General features: G+C 72.5%; 17 protein-coding genes, 1 rRNA gene and 1 riboswitch. Of the genes, 14 read left to right on the top strand and 4 right to left on the bottom strand.

The window, feature by feature from the left end:
- The 12 genes from rrf to ACFVHB_RS17750 all read left to right on the top strand — a co-directional run.
- Positions 1–92 (top strand): 5S ribosomal RNA (gene rrf, locus ACFVHB_RS17805); the annotation flags it as partial.
- 99 nt (positions 93–191) lie between these two features.
- The gene (locus ACFVHB_RS17800; protein ID WP_380322332.1) at positions 192–812 is read left to right on the top strand and encodes a CDP-alcohol phosphatidyltransferase family protein; all 621 of its coding nucleotides are present in this window, start codon (positions 192–194) and stop codon (positions 810–812) included.
- Positions 813–935: 123 nt separating this feature from the next.
- Complete coding sequence (locus ACFVHB_RS17795; protein ID WP_380322329.1) at positions 936–3,431, top strand: sugar phosphate nucleotidyltransferase; 2,496 nt, start codon at positions 936–938, stop codon at positions 3,429–3,431.
- 157 nt (positions 3,432–3,588) lie between these two features.
- The gene (locus tag ACFVHB_RS17790; RefSeq protein ID WP_380322326.1) at positions 3,589–4,722 is read left to right on the top strand and encodes a DUF881 domain-containing protein; all 1,134 of its coding nucleotides are present in this window, start codon (positions 3,589–3,591) and stop codon (positions 4,720–4,722) included.
- Entirely contained in the window at positions 4,719–5,051 is a 333-nt protein-coding gene (locus ACFVHB_RS17785; RefSeq protein WP_030062488.1) for a small basic family protein, read from the top strand. Before ACFVHB_RS17790 ends, ACFVHB_RS17785 begins: the two co-directional genes overlap by 4 nt.
- Positions 5,052–5,106: 55 nt before the next feature.
- Positions 5,107–6,336 (top strand): DUF881 domain-containing protein, encoded by a 1,230-nt coding sequence (locus ACFVHB_RS17780; RefSeq protein ID WP_380322323.1) that lies wholly within the window; start codon positions 5,107–5,109, stop codon positions 6,334–6,336.
- 553 nt (positions 6,337–6,889) lie between these two features.
- The gene (locus tag ACFVHB_RS17775) at positions 6,890–7,435 is read left to right on the top strand and encodes an FHA domain-containing protein (protein WP_380322320.1); all 546 of its coding nucleotides are present in this window, start codon (positions 6,890–6,892) and stop codon (positions 7,433–7,435) included.
- 182 nt (positions 7,436–7,617) lie between these two features.
- Complete coding sequence (locus ACFVHB_RS17770; protein WP_380322344.1) at positions 7,618–8,310, top strand: MerR family transcriptional regulator; 693 nt, start codon at positions 7,618–7,620, stop codon at positions 8,308–8,310.
- A gap of 74 nt (positions 8,311–8,384) precedes the next feature.
- Positions 8,385–8,861 (top strand): bifunctional nuclease family protein, encoded by a 477-nt coding sequence (locus tag ACFVHB_RS17765; RefSeq protein ID WP_360185161.1) that lies wholly within the window; start codon positions 8,385–8,387, stop codon positions 8,859–8,861.
- Positions 8,862–9,134: 273 nt separating this feature from the next.
- On the top strand, positions 9,135–9,794 hold the full coding sequence (locus tag ACFVHB_RS17760) for a MerR family transcriptional regulator (protein ID WP_380322317.1): 660 nt from the start codon (positions 9,135–9,137) through the stop codon (positions 9,792–9,794).
- A 138-nt stretch (positions 9,795–9,932) separates the two neighbouring features.
- Positions 9,933–10,637 (top strand): vancomycin high temperature exclusion protein, encoded by a 705-nt coding sequence (locus ACFVHB_RS17755; RefSeq protein WP_380322314.1) that lies wholly within the window; start codon positions 9,933–9,935, stop codon positions 10,635–10,637.
- Between the two features lie 63 nt (positions 10,638–10,700).
- Positions 10,701–12,155, top strand: a complete 1,455-nt coding sequence (locus ACFVHB_RS17750) for a DNA polymerase IV (protein WP_380322311.1) — start codon at positions 10,701–10,703, stop codon at positions 12,153–12,155.
- Positions 12,156–12,298: 143 nt separating this feature from the next.
- Here the strand turns inward: ACFVHB_RS17750 and ACFVHB_RS17745 are convergent, their stop codons facing one another.
- Both ACFVHB_RS17745 and ACFVHB_RS17740 read right to left on the bottom strand, forming a co-directional pair.
- Positions 12,299–13,795, bottom strand: coding sequence for an MFS transporter (locus ACFVHB_RS17745; protein WP_380322308.1), 1,497 nt, complete (start codon positions 13,793–13,795; stop codon positions 12,299–12,301).
- Positions 13,796–13,982: 187 nt separating this feature from the next.
- On the bottom strand, positions 13,983–15,182 hold the full coding sequence (locus ACFVHB_RS17740) for a PRC and DUF2382 domain-containing protein (protein WP_380322305.1): 1,200 nt from the start codon (positions 15,180–15,182) through the stop codon (positions 13,983–13,985).
- Between the two features lie 223 nt (positions 15,183–15,405).
- A riboswitch (glycine riboswitch) is annotated at positions 15,406–15,509 on the top strand.
- 238 nt (positions 15,510–15,747) lie between these two features.
- Here ACFVHB_RS17740 and gcvP point away from each other — a divergent pair.
- Complete coding sequence (gene gcvP / locus ACFVHB_RS17735; protein WP_380322302.1) at positions 15,748–18,648, top strand: aminomethyl-transferring glycine dehydrogenase; 2,901 nt, start codon at positions 15,748–15,750, stop codon at positions 18,646–18,648.
- 108 nt (positions 18,649–18,756) lie between these two features.
- Here the strand turns inward: gcvP and ACFVHB_RS17730 are convergent, their stop codons facing one another.
- Positions 18,757–18,948, bottom strand: coding sequence for a DUF5999 family protein (locus tag ACFVHB_RS17730; protein ID WP_380322300.1), 192 nt, complete (start codon positions 18,946–18,948; stop codon positions 18,757–18,759).
- 388 nt (positions 18,949–19,336) lie between these two features.
- Positions 19,337–19,909, bottom strand: coding sequence for a hypothetical protein (locus ACFVHB_RS17725; RefSeq protein WP_380322297.1), 573 nt, complete (start codon positions 19,907–19,909; stop codon positions 19,337–19,339).
- 367 nt (positions 19,910–20,276) lie between these two features.
- Between ACFVHB_RS17725 and ACFVHB_RS17720 the strand changes: the two genes are divergently transcribed.
- Positions 20,277–21,782: a glutamate--cysteine ligase gene (locus tag ACFVHB_RS17720; RefSeq protein ID WP_380322294.1), complete on the top strand. Its 1,506-nt coding sequence runs from the start codon at positions 20,277–20,279 to the stop codon at positions 21,780–21,782.
- The last annotated feature ends 17 nt before the right edge of the window (positions 21,783–21,799 follow it).

Raw genomic sequence — 21,799 nt, 5'->3', positions numbered from 1 at the left:
CGCCCGGTTACATTCCGAACCCGGAAGCTAAGCCTCACAGCGCCGATGGTACTGCAGGGGGGACCCTGTGGGAGAGTAGGACGCCGCCGAACAATTCTTCGAGAGAAGCCCCCGCCCGGGGAACCGGACGGGGGCTTTTCTGCTGTAAGGTCAACGTGCAGAAGTCGTCACACGGTACAGGAGGCCCCCGGGTGGAGGTCCAGGAGACGCGGGTCCAGACCGATCGCGTCCTCACCATCCCCAACCTGCTGAGCATGGGCCGGCTGGTCGGCGTTCCGCTCTTCCTCTGGCTGATTCTCTGGCCGGTGTTCGGCGGGCCGAACAACGACGGCTGGGCGCTGCTGATCCTGATGCTGAGCGGCGTCAGCGACTACCTGGACGGAAAGCTCGCCCGCAGGTGGGGGCAGATCAGCCGGGTCGGGCAGCTGCTCGACCCGCTGGCCGACCGGCTCTATGTGCTGTCCACCCTGGTCGGCTTGACCTGGCGTGAGATCCTGCCGTGGTGGCTCACGGCGATCCTGTTGGCCCGTGAGCTGTTTATCGCGGCGCTGCTGCCCATTCTCAACCGGCACGGCTACGGGCCGCTGCAGGTGAGTTTCCTGGGCAAGGCCGCGACTTTCAATCTGATGTACGCGTTCCCGCTCCTGCTGCTCGGTACCGGCGACAGCTGGATCGCGCGGCCGGCCGAGGTGGTGAGCTGGGCCTTCATCTGGTGGGGGACGACGCTCTACTGGTGGGCGGCCATTCTTTACGCGGTGCAGGTCAGGCAGATCATCCGGGCGGGCGCGACCTCCTCCGCGTCCACAGTCTGAGACGTGATCTGAGAGAAGTCCCACGGCGCCACGGTGCGTCGGAGCATATCTTCCGGGTAGAGAACCTCTGGAACGGTTTGATGGACCTGCAGGTCCACCACCGCGAAGGAGGACGCACCCGTAATGAAAGCCGTTGTAATGGCAGGGGGCGAAGGCACCCGACTCCGCCCGATGACCTCCAGCATGCCGAAGCCGCTGCTTCCCGTGGCCAACCGCCCGATCATGGAGCACGTGCTGCGGCTGCTGAAGCGGCACGGCCTCTCCGACACCGTCGTCACCGTCCAGTTCCTGGCCTCGCTGGTCAAGAACTACTTCGGGGACGGCGAAGAGCTGGGTATGCATCTGACCTACGCCAACGAGGAGACGCCACTCGGCACTGCGGGGAGTGTCAAGAACGCCGAGGACGCGCTCAAGGACGACTCCTTTCTGGTGATCTCCGGTGACGCGCTGACCGACTTCAATCTCACGGAATTGATCGAGTTTCACCGCAGTAAGAACGCACTGGTCACGGTCTGTCTCACCCGGGTGCCGAATCCCCTCGAGTTCGGCATCACGATCACCGATGACGAGGGGCGGGTCGAGCGGTTCCTGGAGAAGCCGACCTGGGGGCAGGTCTTCTCCGACACGGTGAACACCGGTATCTACGTGATGGAGCCCGAGGTCTTCGACTACGTGGCGGCGGGGGAGTCCGTCGACTGGTCGAGCGACGTGTTCCCGCAGCTGTTGAAGGAGGGCAAGCGGGTCTACGGGTACGTGGCCGAGGGTTACTGGGAGGACGTCGGCACCCACGAGAGCTACGGCAAGGCCCAGGCGGACGTCCTGGAGGGCAAGGTGGAGGTCGAGCTCGACGGGTTCGAGATCTCGCCGGGCGTCTGGGTGGCCGAGGGCGCCGAGGTGGACCCGGAGGCCGTGCTCCGCGGGCCGCTGTACATCGGGGACTACGCCAAGGTCGAGGCCGGCGTGGAGATCCGCGAGCACACCGTGCTCGGCAGCAACGTGGTGGTCAAGCGCGGCGCGTTCCTGCACAAGGCGGTCGTCCACGACAACGTGTACGTGGGACCGCAGAGCAATCTGCGCGGCTGCGTGGTCGGCAAGAACACCGACGTGATGCGGGCCGCGCGGCTCGAGGACGGCGCGGTGATCGGGGACGAGTGCCTGATCGGCGAGGAGTCCATGATCGCGGCCAACGTCCGGGTCTACCCGTTCAAGACCATCGAGGCCGGTGCGGTCGTCAACACCTCGGTGATCTGGGAGTCCCGCGGGCAGGAGCACCTCTTCGGGGTGCGCGGGGTCTCGGGCATCCTCAACGTGGAGATCACGCCGGAGCTGGCCGTGCGGCTGGCCGGCGCGTACGCGACCACGCTGAAGAAGGGCGCCACCGTCACCATTGCGCGTGACCACTCGCGGGGTGCGCGTGCGCTCAAACGGGCGATGATCTCGGCGCTGCAGACCAGCGCGATCGACGTCCGCGACCTCGAGAACGTGCCGATGCCGGTGGCCCGGCAGCACACCGCGCGCGGGAGCGCCGGCGGGATCTTCCTGCGGACCACGCCCGGGGTGCCGGACTCGCTGGACATCCTGTTCTTCGACGAGCGCGGGGCCGACCTCTCGCAGGCCGGCCAGCGCAAGCTGGACCGCGTGTACGCGCGCCAGGAGTACCGGAGGGCCTTCCCCGGCGAGATCGGGGACCTCACCTTCCCGTCCAGCGTCTTCGACTCCTACGCGGGCAACCTGCTGCGGACCATCGACACCACGGGCGTCCGCGAGGCCGGGCTCAAGGTGGTGGTGGACACCGCGCACGGCAGCGCGGGGCTGGTCCTGCCGAGCATCCTCGGCCGGCTCGGGGTGGAGGCGCTCACCGTCTCCAGCGGGCTGGACGAGGCGCGGCCGACCGAGGACGCCGAGGAGCGCCGGGCGGGGCTGGCCAGGCTGGGCGAGCTGGTGGCGTCCTCCCGGGCCGCCTTCGGCGTCCGGTTCGACCCGGTCGGCGAGCGGGTCGCCTTCGTCGACGAGCTGGGCCGGGTGATCGACGACGACCGGGCGCTGCTGGTGCTGCTCGACCTGGTCGCGGCCGAGCGACGGAGCGGGCAGGTGGCGCTGCCGGTGACCACCACCCGGATCGCCGAGCAGGTGGCCGCGTACCACGGTACGCAGGTCATCTGGACCACGACCACACCGGACGACCTGGCCAAGGCGGCCTCCGCCGAGGGCACGGTGTTCGGCGGGGACGGGCGAGGCGGTTTCGTGGTGCCCGAGTTCAGCGGGGTGCTGGACGGGGCCGCGGCGTTCGTCCGGCTGGTCGGGCTGGTGGCCCGGACCCAGCTCACCCTGAGCCAGATCGACGCGCGCATCCCGCAGGCGCACATCAGGCGGCGGGACATCGCGACGCCCTGGGCGGCGAAGGGCATGGTCATGCGCTCGGTGGTGGAGGCGGCCGGCACCCGGCGGCTGGACACCACGGACGGCGTCCGGGTGGTCGAGGCGGACGGGCGGTGGACGCTCGTCCTGCCCGACCCGGCCGAGGCGGTCACCCACCTCTGGGCCGAGGGCCCGGACGACGAGGCGACCGAGGCGCTGCTGGACGAGTGGGCGGCGGTGGTCGACGGCGCCGGGCGGTGACCTGAGGTAGCGGAACGTCGGCGGGGCGGGCGGCCGGTGCCGCCCGCCCCGTTCGTGCTCACCCCTGTCCGTTTTGCGGCTGTTCCGTATGATCCGTCGCTTCTGGTGAGTGCGCAGGTCAGGGGCTGTGTTCGGGTCCCTCCGCCGACGTGGGACGATGGTCCGCATGCCAGCGACGCCGACGCCGAGTGCCAGCAACGGACGGTACAACCGTCCGGACGCCTCGATGTCCTTGCTGACCAACGTGATGGACCACGGCCTGGACGAGGGGTACGCGGAGGCCGCCGCGGCGCGCGGCGGGGACCGCGACAGCCGGATACCCGGCACGGTCCGGGGCCTGCTCACGCTGGGCGCCGGGCTGGCCCTGGTGGGGGTGGTGGTGACGATCGGCGCGGTGAACGCGCACAAGGCCGAGCCGACGCTCGCCAAGGAACGCGACGCGCTGATCCACCGGATCAACGACAGCAACGCATCGGCGGACCGCCTGCAGAAGCAGGTGCAGGACCTGCGCCGCAAGGTCGACAGCGCGCAGCAGCAGGCGCTGGCCCCGGGGGAGGGGGACCCGGCCGCCCTCGCGGGTGCGGTCGGCCTGGCCGAGGTCACCGGTCCCGGGATCAAGCTGGTCCTGGAGGACGCGGCCGGCACCGGCGCCGGCGGGAACGTCGACCCGCGGGCCGGCCAGGGGTTCTCCAACAGCGGCCGGCTGCGGGACCGGGACCTGCAGCTGGTGGTGAACGGACTCTGGGAGTCCGGCGCGGAGGCGATCTCGATCAACGGGCAGCGGCTCACCGCGCTCTCCGCGATCCGCGCCGCGGGTGAGGCGGTGCTGGTGGACAACCGGCCGCTCGTCCCGCCGTACAACGTGCAGGCGCTCGGGGACGGGCCCAAGCTGGTCGCCGCCTTCGAGAGCCACATGGCGGGCCAGTACCTGCGCCTGCTGCAGGAGAAGTACGGCATCAAGTCGACGATCTCCGCGCAGAAGATGCTGACGCTGCCGGCGGCGGTGGGCGTCACCCTGCGGACCGCCCAGCCCGCCACGCCGGAGGCCTCGCCGACGGCGAGCCCGTCCGCCGGCCAGCAGGTGAGCCCGTCCGCCACCGCCCCGAGCGCCACGGCCCCGGCCGGTGGCGGGGAGAGTCCGTCCGCGAGCGCGTCGCCGTCGGCCACGCCGAGCGCGAAGAGCTCGGGTAAGCGCCCGCCGAGCGGTACCGCCAAGACCACGACAGCCCAAACGCCCACGGCGACCACCAGCGGGTCGTCCTCTGCAGGGACAGGAGCAGCTAGACCGTGATTGCCGTACTGGGTCTCGTGATCGGGGTGGTCGTCGGGCTCTTCGTCCAGCCCGAGGTGCCGGACGCCGTCGTGCCGTACCTGCCGATCGCGGTGGTGGCGGCGCTCGACGCCGTGTTCGGCGGTGTCCGGGCGATGCTGGACGGGATCTTCAACGACAAGGTGTTCATCGTCTCGTTCCTCTCCAACGTGGTGGTCGCGGCGCTGATCGTCTTCCTCGGTGACCAGCTGGGCGTCGGCTCGCAGCTGTCCACGGGCGTGGTCGTCGTCCTCGGCATCCGCATCTTCTCCAACGCCGCTGCGATCAGGCGCCATGTCTTCCGCGCCTGAGCAGGGCCGCGGGCCGGCGGACGAGAAGCAGGCGGACGGACGGGCAGGAGACGACGTGCGCGAGGACGGCACGGTGGAGCACGACGCGGTGGAGCGGGAGAAGGCTCCGGTGACCGAGACGGCGGCCGCGAAGGCGGTCGAGAAGCCGGCCGGGAAGCCGGCTGGGAAGGCCGTCCGGCCGGTCGAGCCGGTTGAGCCGGTTGAGCCGGTCGAACTGGTGAAGGCCGTTGGGCGGACGGAGTCGGCCGGGGACGCTCAGGAGCAGCCGGACGGGAAGCCGGAGGTGCCGGAGGCTGGGACTGAAGCCGAGGGCGCGGCCGCGGCCGAGGTCCAGGAGCCGGAACCCAAGCCCGCGCCGGAACCCGAGCCCGAGCCGGAGGACAAGCCCGCGTCGGATCCTGAGCCCGAGCCGGATCCTGAGCCCGAGCCGATGGCCAAGCCCGCGCCCGCGCCGGAGGCCAACCCCGAGCCCGAGCCCGCTCGTGAGCCCCGGCCCGAGCCCGAGTCCGCCGTCGACGAGCCCGCCGTCGAGGAGCCCGCCGCGCCCGCCGTCGACCGCAGTGCGGGCCGGCGCCGCCTGAAGGCGGCGCTCTGGCCGCCGCGGCTCTCCCGCGGCCAGCTGGTGGTGGCGCTGCTGCTGTTCTCGCTCGGCCTGGCCCTGGCGATCCAGGTCCGCTCGACCAACGACCACCACAGCCAGCTGCGCGGCGCACGTCAGGAGGATCTTGTGCGGATCCTCGACGAACTGGACAGCCGCCAGCAGCGTCTCCAACAGGAGAGGGCGGAGCTTGAGCAGTCCCTGGCCAAGTTGGAGAACAGTTCCAACCAGGCCAAGGAGGCCCAGGAGCAGACCAGGAAGAAGGTGACGGAGCTCGGTGTGCTCGCCGGGACCGTCAAAGCCACTGGTCCGGGCATCGTACTCACGGTCGATGATCCCCAAGGGCAGGTGAAGGCGGATATGCTGCTGGACACCCTGCAGGAACTCCGAGCGGCGGGGGCGGAGGCGATTCAGATCAACGATGTGCGCGTGGTGGTCAACACCCACTTCACGGACGTGTCCGGCGGCGGTGTGCAGATCGACGGCAAGAAGGTCTCGCAGCCCTACCGCTTCACCGTCGTGGGGAACCCGCAGGACCTCACACCCGCGCTGAACATCCCGGGAGGTGTGGTCCGTACGCTGGAGAGCCATCAGGCGCGCGCGACCATCTCCCAGCAGCAGAAGGTTGTCGTCGACGCCCTCGTCGATCTGAAGACGCCGCAGTACGCCAAGCCGGCCCCGAAGTGACGGGGTACCGGCCGAACGGCCCGTCAGCTGCGGGCGGCCCCCGGTGCGGGGCGCCGCCGTCCCGTGGACGAGACTGGTCCACACCAGCACCTGACGGAGCACCACACGTCGGAGTACCACTCCAGCCGGCCCGATCCACGACCGGGCCCGCAGCCTGTCCGAGGTTCTCACCCTGCCCCGCGGGCGGGTCTGTCACACGCAAGGGGATTCGCCCGTGAGTTTCTTCTCGAAGTTGTTCGGTCGTAGCAAGGGCCGTGACGAGGTTGCCGTCGAGGCACCCACCGCGCGTCACCGCCGGGCCGACGAAGAGCCCGCCGTGCCGGGCATGCGCCCCGCCCCCGAGGGGGTGGAATACGCGGAGCGTCCCCTCTTCCGGGACGGCGCCGACCAGCAGTTCGCGGCGAATCCGGCGGGCTACGGCGCGTCGGTTGACCCTTCCGGCGACCCGCGCATAGGTTTCCAGTCAGGACCCTCAACCTCTGGTGGAGGGTTTGCCCCGGACCCGTACGCCGCGCACAACCCGTCGGGTGTGCCGCGCCAGGAGGCTGTGAACATGGCTGGCCCCACTCCGTGCCCCAGGTGCGGCAACCAGAACCCTGCCGCGGCCCGCTTCTGTTCCAACTGCGGTACGGCGCTGCGCGGCGGCGCGCTGCCCGAGGGGGCGGCGGAGACCACGTCGACCATCTCGATCTCCGGCCTGGAGTCGTACGACCCCAACACCACGACCGGTACCGGTGCCACGCCGGCGCTCTCGGCCGAGGTGCTGGCGGCGATCGACGCGCTGCCGGCCGGTTCGGCCCTGCTGATCGTCCAGCGCGGCCCGAACGCGGGCAGCCGGTTCCTGCTGGACTCCGACAAGACCACGGCAGGCCGTCACCCGCAGGGCGACATCTTCCTGGACGACGTCACCGTCTCGCGCAAGCACGTGGAGTTCCGCCGGACGCCCGGCGGCGGCTTCACCGTCGCGGACGTGGGCAGCCTCAACGGCACCTACGTCAACCGGGAGCGGATCGACGAGGTGCCGCTGAACAACGGCGACGAGGTGCAGATCGGGAAGTACCGGCTGGTCTTCTTCGCCAGCCACCACCGGGGGTACTGAAACCAACGGCGTCTGGAGCCCGAGTGACCGCGAACACCCCTTCATCCCTCGGGACGGCCGCCCCCGCGTCGTCCGGTCCGCAGCCGGACCAGGGCGCGCGGGGCGTGGTCGCGGCCCCCAGGCAGCCGGTCCGTCCGGACCGGCCCGCCGGGGGCGGGCGGCGGCGCGGCGGCGACGAGCTGCTGAGCATCGGCGCGGTGCTGGCGCACCTGCGGGACGACTTCCCCGAGGTCACCATCTCCAAGATCAGGTTCCTGGAGGCGGAGGGCCTGGTCGAGCCGCAGCGCACGCCCTCGGGCTACCGCAAGTTCAGCCCGGCCGACGTCGAGCGGCTGGCGTACGTGCTGCGGATGCAGCGCGACCACTACCTGCCGCTGCGGGTGATCCGCGAGCACCTGGACGCGATCGAGCGCGGTGAGAACCCGCCCGCGCTGCCGGCGGCCGACGCCCGGCCCGGGCCGATGGAGGAGGCGGACCGCGAGCTGGTGGCGGGCGCCGAGGCGTCGACCGGGGTCCGGCTGGGCCGGGCCGAGCTGCTGGCGGCCGCGGAGGCCGGCGAGGGCGAGCTGGTCGAGTGGGAGTCGTACGGGCTGGTCGCGCCCGGCCCGGACGGCGGCTACGACGGCGAGGCGCTGCAGGTCGCCCGGCTGGTCGCGGAGCTGGGCCGGTACGGGCTGGAGCCGCGACACCTGCGCGCCATGAAGGCGGCCGCCGACCGCGAGATCGCACTCGTCGAGCAGGTGGTGGCGCCGCTGCGGCGGCACCGGAACCCGCAGACCAGGGCGCACGCCGAGGCCACCGCCCGGGAGCTGGCGACACTCTCCGTCCGGCTGCACGCGGCCATGGTGCAGGCCGGTCTGCGGACCCGTTCCTGACCGGCCGACCCCGCTGACCAGCGCGGTCGGTCCTGCGCTTTCATATCCGGGGCAAGGGCCATAGGGTTGCCTGTGTGAATGAGCTCGACGTCGTGGGTGTCCGGGTGGAGATGCCTTCCAACCAGCCGATCGTGCTGCTGCGGGAGGTCGGGGGCGACCGTTACCTGCCGATCTGGATCGGTCCCGGTGAGGCGACCGCGATCGCTTTCGCCCAGCAGGGCATGACGCCGGTGCGCCCGTTGACGCACGACCTCTTCAAGGACGTCCTGGAGGCGCTCGGCCAGCAGCTCACCGAGGTGCGGATCACCGATCTGCGGGAGGGCGTGTTCTACGCCGAGCTGGTCTTCGCGGGCGGGGTCGAGGTGAGTGCCCGGCCGTCCGACGCGATAGCCCTGGCGCTGCGCACCGGCACGCCGATCTACGGCAGCGAGGAGGTGCTCGCCGAGGCGGGCATCGCGATCCCGGACGAGCAGGAGGACGAGGTCGAGAAGTTCCGCGAGTTCCTCGACCAGGTCTCGCCCGAGGACTTCGGCGGCGGCACGCCGCAGTAGGGCCGACGCGGTGGCCGTCCGACGGCCCGGCAGGGGCCCGGGGGCCGTGGGGCACCGGCTCGTGCCGTATACGTTCGGCCGTTTTGCCAAATGGGGTCCACCTACCCACACTAGGGGCACGAAAAACCACTCTCCTGGGTGACGTGGTTTGTCGGGCCCGGCGTGGCGATCGTTGACGGGTCATGGGGGACTGCCTACCGTCAGGAGTGGCTGCCCGGGTGCCTGTCCCCGCAGCCTTTGGGCTGCCCGCAGCATGAGTGGACGGAGGTAGGCATGACCGGCACCGGCGATGACGCGGCCGTAGGAGGCCTGTGCGCCGTGCACCTGCCGCGCACCTCCCGCACCGTGACCGACCTGCCCCGCACGGAGCTGCCCCGGGTGGGCCGGTTCCCGGCCGTACAGCCCGGCCAGCCCGCCATCGAGCGGCTCGCACCGACCTCGGAGCTGATCGGCTACCGCGGGCCGACGGCCTGCGCGGCGGCCGGGATCACCTACCGCCAGCTGGACTACTGGGCCCGGACCGGGCTGCTCGAACCCAGCGTCCGTTCGGTCTACCCGGCCAGCAGCCAGCGGCTGTACAGCTTCCGCGACATCCTGCTGCTGAAGATCGTGAAGCGGCTGCTGGACGCGGGGGTCTCGCTGCAGAACATCCGGGTGGCGGTCGCCCACCTGCAGGCCGCCGAGGTGGCCGACCTGGCCGGGCTGACGCTGATGTGCGACGGCGCCACGGTGTACGAGTGCGCCACGGCGCAGCAGGTGGTCGACCTGCTGAAGGGTGGTCAGGGCGTCTTCGGCATCGCGGTCGGCGCGGTCTGGCAGGAGCTGGAGCTGGCCCTCGGCCGGCTGCACGCCGAGCGGACCGACACCGGGGAGACGGTGCTCGGGCACGACCCGGGGGACGAACTGGCGCAGCGCCGCAACCGGGCGGTCTGAACAGCACGTTGACGAGGCCGCGGGCCCGGGCGGGGAACCGTCCGGGCCCGCGGCCTCGTCGTGCCGGTTGAGCCCGGTCAAGCCGGGTGATGGCGACTCGAGGGGGGACTCGTGGGGTTCGGCACCGGTATACCGGGCTTGCTGCGGCGGCGGGCGCGCCGGCTCGGCGTGCGGCTGGGGCGGCGGCGCACCCAGCGCCGGATCTTCCAGCTCGTCACGGTGGGCTGCGCGGTGGCGCTGGCGCCGAGCGCGTGGCTCTGGGTCTCGGCGGGCGACCGGGTCGGTACGGTGGCGAGCGCCCCGGAGGCCCCGGTGGCGGTGGTGTTCGGCGCGGGCCTGTTCGACGGCAAGCCGTCGCCGTACCTGGCGCACCGGCTGGACGCGGCGGTCGACCTGTACCGGGAGCGGAAGGTGCAGGCGATCCTGGTCACCGGGGACAACGGGCGGGACAGCTACGACGAGACCGACGCGATGCGGGAGTACCTGGTCGAGCACGGTGTGCCGCGGGTGCGGGTGGTGGGTGACTACGCGGGTTTCGACACCTGGGACTCCTGCACCCGGGCGCACCGGGTCTTCGGGGTGGACCGGGCGGTGCTGGTGAGCCAGGACTTCCACGTCCGGCGGGCGCTGGCGCTGTGCGAGGCGGCGGGGATCGACGCGTACGCGGTGGGGGTGCCGGAGTGGCACGACGCCACCTGGCTGTACGGGGGGCTGCGGGAGATCCCGGGGGCGGGCAAGGCGGCGCTGAACGCCTGGCTGCGGCCGGACCCGCTGTTCCTGGGCCCGAAGGAGGAGGGAATCCCCCGGGCGCTGGCGGACGCCGCCGGGGCGCAGCGGCGCTGATCCCGGGCGGGGCCGACGGCCGGGTTCGGACCGGCTGTCGGACCCGTGCGGCATGATCGGCGGGTGCGGTCACTGCCGAGCATCATCCACCTCGACATGGACGCCTTCTTCGCGGCGGTGGAGCAGGCGGCCAAGCCGAGCCTGCGCGGGAAGCCGGTGATCGTCGGAGGGCTGGGCGGGCGCGGGGTGGTCTCCACGGCCTCGTACGAGGCCCGGAGGTTCGGCGTGCACTCGGCGATGCCGATGGCGCAGGCGCGCCGGCTGTGCCCGAACGCGGCGTTCCTCGCCGGGCGCTTCGAGGCCTACCGGCAGGTGAGCGAACTGGTGATGGGCCTGCTGCGGGAGCTGTCGCCGCTGGTGCAGCCGCTCAGCCTGGACGAGGCCTTCGTCGACCTGGAGGCCGGTCCGTACGGCCCGGCGCTGGCGGCGGTGGACCACGGGACGGGGGAGCGGCTGGTGCTGGCCCTGGCGGAGGACCTCCGGGCCGACATCCAGCGGCGTACCGGGCTGACCGCCTCGGTGGGGGCGGCCGGGTCCAAGCTGATGGCGAAGATCGCCTCCGAGCAGGCGAAGCCGGACGGGCTGGTGCTGATCGAGCCGGGCCAGGAGCGGGCGGTCCTCGGGCCGATGCCGGTGCGCGCGCTGCCCGGCATCGGGCCGGCCACCGAGCAGGTCCTGCGCCGGGCCGGGTTGGCCACGGTGGCCGACCTCGCCGAGGCGGGGGAGGCGGAGCTGGTGCAGCTGCTCGGGAGGGCGCACGGCAGCGGCGTGTACGCGATGTCCATAGGCCTGGACGACCGGCCGGTGGTGGCCGATCAGGACGCCAAGTCGGTGTCGGTGGAGGACACCTTCGAGGTGGACCTCGCCGACCGGGACCGGGTGCTGCGCGAGGTGGAGGTGCTGGCCGCGCGGTGCGTGCGGCGGCTGCGAGCGGCGGGCCGGTCGGGGCGGACGGTCGTGTTGAAGGTCCGGCGGTTCGACTTCTCCACGCTGACGCGTTCGGAGACGCTGCGCGGGCCGACGGACGACGAGACGGTGATCACCGAGACGGCCCGTCGGCTGGCCTCGCAGGTGGACATCACCGGCGGGGTGCGGCTGCTCGGTGTCGGGGTGTCGCAGCTGGCCGACTACACCCAGGAGGACCTGTTCGCGCAGGCGGTCCGGGAGGAGGCCGGCGAGCCGGAGGCGACCGCGGGCGAGGAGGAGGGGCAGGCCGAGCCGGCCGGGCCGGCGGTGCGGCACTGGATGCCGGGGCAGGACGTGCGGCACGCGGAGTTCGGGCCGGGGTGGGTGCAGGGCAGCGGCGTGGGGCGGGTGACGGTGCGGTTCGAGACGCCGTGGAGCGGGCCGGGCCGGGTGCGGACCTTCGCGGTGGACGATCCGGCGCTGGAGCCCGCGCGTCCGTTGCCGCTGCGCGGCGGCGACGGCTTCGAGGGCGGCGAGGGCGTCGAGGGCGGCGCGGGCGAGGAGCCCGGGGACGCCGGAGCCGGTGGGGGCGGTGCGGCGGCCGGGGGCTGAACGCACGGAGCGGCCCCACCCGGCAGGGGGGCCGGGTGGGGCCGCGTGGTGTGCCGGCCTCGGACCGGTCGCGATGCCCTCGTCGACCGTTCGGGGACCGGGCCCCCGCGCCCTGTCCCTGGGCGCGGGGGGTGGACGCCTCGTCAGGCGTCGGTCTTGGCCAGCCGGGGGCTGGAGTCCACGTCCGCCACCTCGTTGCCGGCGGCCACGGTGGTGGTCGGCTTGATGGTGCGGATCAGGAAGGGGACGGCGCCGGCGATCACGCAGACCGCGGCGGCGGTCCAGAACGCGTGCTGGTAGGCGTCCAGGGTGGGCAGCACCAGCGGGATCTTCGGCGGCAGCTTCATGGTGTCGCCGGTCAGGATCGCGGCCATCACGGCGGTGCCGATGGCGCCGCCGACGGTGCGCAGCACGGCGTTCATGCCGTTGGCGATGCCGCTCTGCTCGACCGGGACGGCGCCGTTGATGTAGGCGGGCATCGCGGAGAAGGCGAGGCCGATGCCCAGACCGAAGATCGCCGAGGCGGTGTAGATGTCGCCCTCGTGGCTGTGGCGCACGGCCAGGTAGGCCATGGCGACGGCGCCGAGCACGCCACCGAGGACCAGCGGCAGACGCGGGCCGCGGCGGGCGATCAGCAGTGCGCCCAGCGGGGCGGCGACCATCGAGCCGATGGCGGAGGGCAGCAGCATGACGCCGGCGTGCAGCACGGTGGCGGTGAAGCCGTAGTGCGCGAACTTCTCCGGGGTCTGGGCGAAGTTGCTGATCACCATGAACGAGCCGTACATGCCGAAGCCGATCAGCAGGCCGGCCAGGTTGGTGAAGGCGACGGCCGGGCGGGACATCATCTTCATGTCCACCAGCGGGTGCTTCACCTTGACCTCGATGATGCCCCAGACGAGGGCGACCACGGCCGCGACGGCGAACAGGCCGAGGGTCTTGGTGGAGGTCCAGCCCCAGTTGTTGCCCTGGCTGACCGCGACCAGCAGGGCGGAGAGCCAGCCGGCCAGGGTGAGCGCGCCGAGCGGGTCGGCGCCGCCGTCCTTGTCGGTGACCGGGTCGGTGGGCACCCGCAGGGCGACCAGGGCGACCGCGATCAGGCCGAAGACCAGGCCCATCCAGAAGATCGACTTGTAGCTCCAGTGCTCCAGCAGCAGGCCGGTGGCGACCAGGCCGAGACCGCTGCCGACGCCCATCGAGGCGCTGATGGCGGCGACGCCGCCGGTGACCTTCTGCTTCGGCAGCTCGTCGCGGACGATGCTGATCGCCAGCGGGAGCACGCCACCGCCGGCGCCCTGGAGGACGCGGGCGACGACCAGCCAGGTGAAGGAGTGGGTGCTGACCGCGAGCGCGGAGCCCGCCACCAGGCCGGTCAGCGAGATCAGCAGCATCGGCTTGCGGCCGCGCAGGTCGCCGAAGCGGCCCAGCAGGGGGGTCAGCACGGCGGCGGACAGCAGGTTGGCCGTCATCAGCCACGTGATGCTGGAGCCGGAGACGCTGAGCTCCTTGGCCAGCGAGGGCAGGATCGGGACGACCGCGGTCTGCACCACGCTGAACGACAGCATCGCCAGGATGAGGGCCGGCAGGACCCGGGCGCTGCTCTGCTTCTCGGCCGCGGTGGTGGGCTGTGGTGCCTCACTCACGGTTGCTTCCTCCCGTACATAGTGAATGAACTGAAGTAACCATGCAGGGAGATACTTCATTGTGTCAAATATCGATCGGTGAAGCTTTGGCAAAGTCGAAGCAGTTGCGCCGGGAGGCAGCGCGCAGGGGCCCCGGACCTGCTGGTCCGGGGTCCCTGGGTGCGTCGGGCCTGGGGAACGGCCCGGATCAGCCGAGCGGCCGGAGCGAGGGCCCGCGATGCGGCTCGTCCGCGCCCGCCCGGGCGGAGGACCGCTCCTCCTCCTGGGCCTGGGCGGCGTCGGTGTGGTCGTGCACCTCGACGTGCTCGCGGCGCAGGTCGTCCCGGACCACCTCCTCGGCGGTGTACCGCTCGACCACCAGGCGCACCCGCTCGATCGGGGCCAGGTACTTGCGGACCACCGGGCGCTCCTCGCGCAGGGTGACCTCCTCCATGGCCTCCTCGATCTCCTGATCGGTGATCGACGACCGCTCCGCCTCGCCGACCGGCATCCGCTCCACCCGGACCCGTTCGCGGACCACCGGGACCCGGCGCTCCACCGGCTCGGTGGTCACGTACTTGCGCAGCTTCGCGGTGCCCAGGACGTGCCACTCGGTGGTGATGTCCAGGCGCTCCTCGCGGCAGGTGATCTCCACCGGCCCGCTGGGCGCGGACTCGGCCGGGCCGGTGGTGCCCGGGGCGGAGGTCGTCGGCGCCGGGGCCGTGCCGTGCAGGGTGGTGCCGTTCGCGGGGGTGGGGGACGGGGCCGGCGCCGCGGGGGCGGCCGGCGCTGGGGTGGTGAGGGTGCGCACGTTGGCCTCCGTGGCGGGGTCGGACGGCTTGCCGGAATCGGCCGCCGGGCTGGTGGTGTGGTGGGCCGGGGCCGCGGTGTCCGCCGGGTGGAAGGCGAGCGGCTTGGCGGTGGACGCGGCGGCCGGGGGGTTCGCGGGCTTCGCCGCCGTGCCCGCTGCCGCCGCCGCGGTGCCGGCGGCGGCCGTGCCCGCCGCTGCGGCCGGGGCCGCGGGCGGGACGGAGCCGAAGTCGAGGTCGGCGGGCTGCGAGCCGGAGCCGTCGCCCGCCGAGGGGCGCCCGTCGGGCGAGGTCTCCAGCCCGTAGTAGCGGTACAGCTGGAGCTCCTGGGCGGGCGACAGGTGCTGGCCCACACCGAAGTCCGGTGACTCCTTCACCAGCGACTTGTCGTACGGCACCCGCAGCTCGTCGCCGGAGAACTCGCTCGTGGTCAGGGGGACGAAGGCGTCCCGGCCGAAGATGCCGGTCCGGACGGCGGCCCATTCGGGCTGGCCGGTGGCGTCGTCCAGGTACACCTCGTCGACCGTGCCGATCTTGTCTCCGTTGCGGTCGACCGCCTTGTGGCCGATGAGGTCCCGGGGGTCGATATCGGTCTGCACTCTTTCCTCCAGTGCGCTGCGCCTGCGGAACTCCCGCAGGCCGGCGGCCGGCCCGCCCGTCCCATCCGCCACTTCACACCAAAAGCCATGAACCGGACGTCCGCGACCGGGGCAGGGCCGGACGGGCCCGGTGCTGCGCCGTACGGGTCACCCGCGAGCTCCCGGAGTGACCGGGCGCACCCGTGATCGGAGGGCGTCCCGCTGGTACCCTGGGCGCGACCGCCGAGCCCGCTCGGGAGAGTCCCCGACAGCGGAAAGAGCTGGTCGGGGCGCCGAAGGAGCAACTCCTCCCCGGAATCTCTCAGGCATCCGTACCGTGTGGGATAGGTCACTCTGGAAAGCAGGGCAGGACCCCCGGCGAGGGAGCCGGTGGCCACCACCCTCACCGACGGTGCAAGCCGGCGGGGCGCCCACGGCGCACCGCGCGGGCGAAGCTCTCAGGTCCCGATGACAGAGGGGGAGGCCTGTCGGGTTCGCCCGCCCAGGCCGCTCCGCTGTTGTCCGCAGCGGCAAGCCGCCCGGCGTGCGTACCCCCGCCGGTCCGTGACCAGGAGGCCTCGACCACATGAACGCCCAGCCGAACGCGGGACGCCCCACCGGCGCCTCGACCCTCACCGATCTTGAGCTGGCCAGCCCCTTCGAGAACCGCCACATCGGCCCCGACGCCGCCGCGCAGGAGAAGATGCTGGCGCAGGTCGGCTACGGCTCGCTGGACGAGCTCGCCGCCACCGCCGTCCCCGAGGCGATCCGCTCCATCACCGGCCTCGACCTGCCGGGCGGCCGCAGCGAGGCCCAGGTCCTCGCCGAGCTGCGCGAGCTGGCCGGCCGCAACCGGGTGCTCCAGCCGATGATCGGCCTGGGCTACTACGGCACCTTCACCCCGCCGGTGATCCTGCGCAACGTCCTGGAGAACCCGGCCTGGTACACCGCGTACACGCCGTACCAGCCGGAGATCTCGCAGGGCCGCCTGGAGGCGCTGCTCAACTTCCAGACCCTCGTCTCCGACCTGACCGGCCTGCCGACCTCCGGCTCCTCGCTGCTCGACGAGGGCACCGCGGCCGCCGAGGCGATGGCCCTGGCCCGCCGCGTCACCAAGGTCAAGGGCGGCGTCTTCCTGGTCGACGCCGAGACCCTGCCGCAGACCATCGCGGTGATCAACACCCGCGCGGTGCCGACCGGCGTCGAGGTCGTCGTCGCCGACCTCTCCGAGGGCATCCCGGCCGAGATCGCCGAGCGCGGCGTCTTCGGCGTGCTGCTGCAGTACCCGGGCGCCACCGGTGTGGTCCGCGACCTCACCGCCGTCATCGAGCAGGCCCACGGCCTCGGCGCGATCGTCGCCGTCGCCGCCGACCTGCTGGCGCTCACCCTGCTGAAGTCCCCGGGCTCGCTCGGCGCCGACATCGCCTGCGGCACCTCGCAGCGCTTCGGCGTGCCGATGGGCTTCGGCGGCCCGCACGCCGGCTACCTCTCGGTGCGCGCCGAGTACGCCCGCTCGCTGCCCGGCCGCCTGGTCGGCGTCTCGGTCGACGCCGACGGCAACCGCGCCTACCGCCTGGCGCTGCAGACCCGCGAGCAGCACATCCGCCGCGAGAAGGCCACCAGCAACATCTGCACCGCCCAGGTCCTGCTGGCCGTGATGGCCTCGATGTACGCCGTCTACCACGGCCCGGACGGCCTGGCCGACATCGCCCGCCGCACCCACCGCTACGCCGCCGCCCTCGCCGAGGGCCTGCGGGCCGGCGGCGTGGAGCTGCTGCACGGCGAGTTCTTCGACACCGTCACCGCCGTCGTCCCGGGCCGCGCCGCCGCGATCGCCGAGGCCGCCCGCGAGCACGGCATCAACGTGTACCAGGACGGCGAGGACCGGATCTCGGTCTCCACCGACGAGACCACCACCCGCGAGCACCTGGCCGGCGTCTGGGCCGCGTTCGGCGTCGAGGGCGTGGAGGTCGCCGAGAGCGCCGACGCGCTGCCGGCCGCGCTGCTGCGCGAGGACGAGTACCTGACCCACCCGGTCTTCCACAGCCACCGCTCCGAGACCGCCATGCTGCGCTACCTGCGCCGCCTGTCGGACCGCGACTACGCGCTGGACCGCGGCATGATCCCGCTGGGCTCCTGCACCATGAAGCTCAACGCGACCACCGAGATGGAGCCGGTGACCTGGCCGGAGTTCGGCCAGCTGCACCCGTTCGCGCCGATCGACCAGGCGCAGGGCTTCCTCACCCTGATCCGCCAGCTGGAGCGGCAGCTGGTCGAGGTGACCGGCTACGACGCCGTCTCGATCCAGCCGAACGCGGGCTCCCAGGGCGAGCTGGCCGGCCTGCTGGCCGTCCGCGCCTACCACCACGCCAACGGCGACACCCAGCGCGACGTCTGCCTGATCCCGTCCTCCGCGCACGGCACCAACGCGGCCTCCGCCGTGATGGCCGGCATGCGCGTGGTCGTGGTGAAGACCCTGGTCGACGGCGACGTCGACGTCGAGGACCTCAAGGCCAAGATCGAGCAGCACCGCGACAGCCTGTCCGTGCTGATGGTCACCTACCCGTCCACCCACGGCGTGTACGAGACCGAGATCACCCAGATCTGCGCGATGGTGCACGAGGCCGGCGGCCAGGTGTACGTCGACGGCGCCAACCTGAACGCCCTGGTCGGCCTCGCCAAGCCGGGCAAGTTCGGCGCGGACGTCTCGCACCTGAACCTGCACAAGACCTTCTGCATCCCGCACGGCGGCGGCGGCCCGGGCGTCGGCCCGGTCGCGGTGCGCGCGCACCTCGCGCCGTACCTGCCGAACCACCCGCTGCAGGAGGAGGCCGGCCCGGCCACCGGCGTCGGCCCGATCTCGGCCGCGCCGTGGGGCTCGGCCGCCATCCTGCCGATCTCCTGGGCGTACGTCCGGCTGATGGGCGGCGAGGGCCTCAAGCGCGCCACCCAGGTCGCGGTGCTGAACGCGAACTACATCGCCAAGCGCCTGGCCCCGCACTACCCGGTGCTCTACACCGGCCCCGGCGGCCTGGTCGCGCACGAGTGCATCATCGACCTGCGCCCGCTCACCAAGGAGACCGGCGTGACGGTGGACGACATCGCCAAGCGCCTGATCGACTACGGGTTCCACGCGCCGACGATGTCGTTCCCGGTGGCCGGCACGCTGATGATCGAGCCGACCGAGTCCGAGGACCTGCACGAGATCGACCGGTTCTGCGACGCGATGATCGAGATCCGCGCCGAGATCGAGAAGGTCGGCTCGGGCGAGTGGGCCGCCGAGGACAACCCGCTGCGCAACGCCCCGCACACCGCCGCCACGCTGGCCGGCGACTGGGCGCACGGCTACTCGCGGCAGGAGGCGGTCTTCCCGGCGGGCGTGAACCCGGCGGACAAGTACTGGCCGCCGGTCAGCCGGATCGACGGCGCCTACGGCGACCGCAACCTGGTCTGCTCCTGCCCGCCGCTGGACGAGTACGGCGTCTGACGGACCCGGTCCGGTTCAGGACGGCACGAGGCAGGGCCCCGGTGGACTTCCGCCGGGGCCCTGCCCGTTCCGCGCGTGTGTCCGGCGGCCGCCTCCGCCCGCGGTGGATCAGGCCGCTTGGGCGACGGGGCGGCGCGGGGCGATCACCCGGCCGTCGGGCAGCAGTTCGCCGGTGTCCTCGAACAGCAGGACGCCGTTGCAGAGCAGGCTCCAGCCCTGCTCCGGGTGACAGGCCACCGGTACGGCGGCCTCGCGGTCCTCGGACTCGGCCGACGGACACTCAGGACGGTGCTGGCACATACGCGTACCCTCGCTTCGCTCTGCGATCCTCCCCGTGGTGCGGCGCCGTTCGGATGGCCGTCGGGAGCCGCCGCGGTAGTCGGATCCTGTCCGGCGCCGGGCCAGGTGTAGACCGGCGCTCAAGTGGGTAGGACAGGTGGTCCTTCCACGCTGGTTCCCAGTGTCGGCGTCCGGGGACGCTCGCGCAGCAATTTCGTGACATGCGCCACAACTCGTGGGCTGAGATCACCCGTTCAGGTGGCAACGGCCGGAAAAGGCGCCCGGACGGGCCATCCGGCGGATGGCCCGTTACGGCCATGCGCGATGGCCCGTCCGGGGGAGGCGGGCGGAACGGAGCTGGGATCTGGGGTCCGGGTGGGGGGCTCGGACGGGAGGCTCGGACGGGGGCTCAGGGCGAGCCGAGCAGCAGCGGCCTGCCCAGCGGCGCGCGGGCCAGTACCGGGAGCAGGTCGGCGGCCGGGTAGGCGCGGTGCGCGGTGACCCCGAGCGGGGCCGGCGCCAGCGGGATCAGCAGGTCCGCGGCCGGACCGGCGTCCGGGGCGTGCAGCCACAGCGCCGTGGCGTACTGGCCCGGGAAGGTCAGCAGCCGCGGCAGCTGGCGCGCGCGGGAGGTCTGGGCGAGCTGCCAGGCCTGGCGCAGCGCCCGGACGGTGGAGTCCAGGTACGGCCCGGCGGTGAAGTGGGAGAAGGTGTGGCCCTCGACGCCCTGCACCACCTCGGCCGCGGCGGCCACCTCGGCGCCGTCCTTGATCAGGAAGCGCCAGCCCGTCCGCCGGGCGGCGGCGAGCTCGGGGCGCGGCCCGTCCAGGACGTGGACGGCGAGCGGGTGCGCGGGGAGCAGCGGTCCGGCCGGATGACGCAGCGCTGCGGCAGCGGGCTGGCGCAGTGCGTCCTCCGAGTCGAGCGCGGCGAGGACGGCGCGCAGGGCGCTGGGTGGGGGCTGGGGGGTCTGCAGAGTCATGGCGGGGTCGCCTCTCCGTGCGAGATCGGCGTGCGAGTGCGGCATACCGGCATGGCGCGGTGTGTCGTCGGTGACGGGACCTGGCCGTGTCCGGTTGTGCGTGATCGCGGTGCGGGTACGGCCGCTGTCGTCGACGAGGGCTTCGGAGCGGCAGCGGGCCGGCCTGGGCGCAGTGCGAATTCTATCGAACAGGTGCGCAGGGTGACCTGTTTATCACAGGCGGTGGCGCCGAGCAAGTCGACGGATGTGCTGAAAGGCCATCAGTTTCCTTGCATTGCAAGCCGTTCGAAGCAATCGGGTATCGATCTTCGGGGTGGGCATGATGCTTGCACGGTCGCTCGGCCGGGCGGCTCAGGAGGAGGGGACCATGGGCGAGAAGGTCGTGGCGACGCGGGCGGACCTGTCGGACCGGCAGCTGTACCGCCGCAAGCTCCAGTCCTGTCTCGACGCGCTCGGACGGATGCTGCGCGAGGACCGGTTCGACCGCCCCCGGGCGGTGATGGGCCTGGAGATCGAGCTGAACCTCGCCGACGAGCAGGGCCTGCCGGTGATGCGCAACGCGCAGGTGCTCAGCTCGATCGGCTCCAGCGACTTCCAGACCGAGCTGGGCCAGTTCAACATCGAGGTCAACATCGCCCCGCACCGGCTCTGCGGCCACGTCTTCGAGGAGCTGCGCGAGGAGATCGACACCGGGCTGCGCTACGCCGACCGGAGGGCGGCCGAGGCGGGCGCGCGGATCGTCATGGTGGGCATCCTGCCGACCCTGGAGAACGACCACACCGGGCTGGACGCGATGTCCCACAACCAGCGGTACAGCCTGCTCAGCGACCAGATCCTGGCCGCCCGCGGCGAGGACATCACGCTGGACATCGAGGGCGTGGAGCACCTCCAGCTGGAGTCGATCACCATGGTGGCCGAGGCCGCCGCGACCTCGCTGCAGCTGCACCTGCAGGTCACCCCGGAGCGGTTCTCCTCGGTCTGGAACGCCGCCCAGGCGATCTGCGGCCCGCAGCTCGCGCTCGGCGCCAACTCGCCGTTCCTGTTCGGGCGGGAGCTGTGGCGGGAGACCAGGCCGGTGCTCTTCCAGCAGGCGTGTGACACCCGTTCGGCGGAGCTCAAGGCCCAGGGCGTGCGCCCGATCACCTGGTTCGGCGAACGCTGGGTCGACTCCGCGTACGACCTGTTCGAGGAGAACCTGCGGTACTTCCCGGCGCTGCTGCCGATCTGCGACGACGAGGACCCGGTCAAGGTGCTGGCCTCCGGCGGCGTGCCGCGGCTGGCCGAGATGCGGCTGCACAACGGCACCATCTACCGGTGGAACCGGCCGGTGTACGACGTCAGCGGCGGGGTGCCGCACCTGCGGGTGGAGAACCGGGCGCTGCCGGCCGGGCCGACGGTCGCCGACACGCTGGCGAACGCGGCGTTCTACTACGGCCTGGTGCGGGTGCTGGCGGAGCAGCCCAGGCCGATCTGGACCAGGCTGCCGTTCGAGCGCGCCGACGAGAACTTCCGGCAGGCCGCCCGGTACGGGGTCGACGCGGTCTTCCAGTGGCCGCGGCACGGCCGGGCCGGGCGCGGCGGCGGGCTCGCCACCGTCCCCGCCGTCGACCTGGTGCTGAACGAGCTGCTGCCGATGGCCCACCAGGGGTTGGACGAGTGGGGCGTGGAGCCCGCCGACCGGGACCGCTACCTCGGCATCATCGAGCAGCGCTGCCTGCGCCGGGTGAACGGCGCCTCCTGGCAGAGCGCGACCTTCCACCGGCTGCGCGAGCAGTTCGGGATGGACCGGCCGTCCGCGCTGGCGGCGATGACCCGCCGCTACATCGAGCACATGCGCGGCGGGGAACCCGTGCACACCTGGCCCGTCGGCTAGGGGGCGTCCCGGGGGGC

The organism is Kitasatospora sp. NPDC127111 (assembly GCF_042677465.1).
In the GTDB taxonomy this organism is placed as follows: domain Bacteria; phylum Actinomycetota; class Actinomycetes; order Streptomycetales; family Streptomycetaceae; genus Kitasatospora.
The sequence above is the reverse complement of the archived record's forward strand: the minus strand, read 5'-3'. Positions and strand labels throughout refer to the sequence as shown.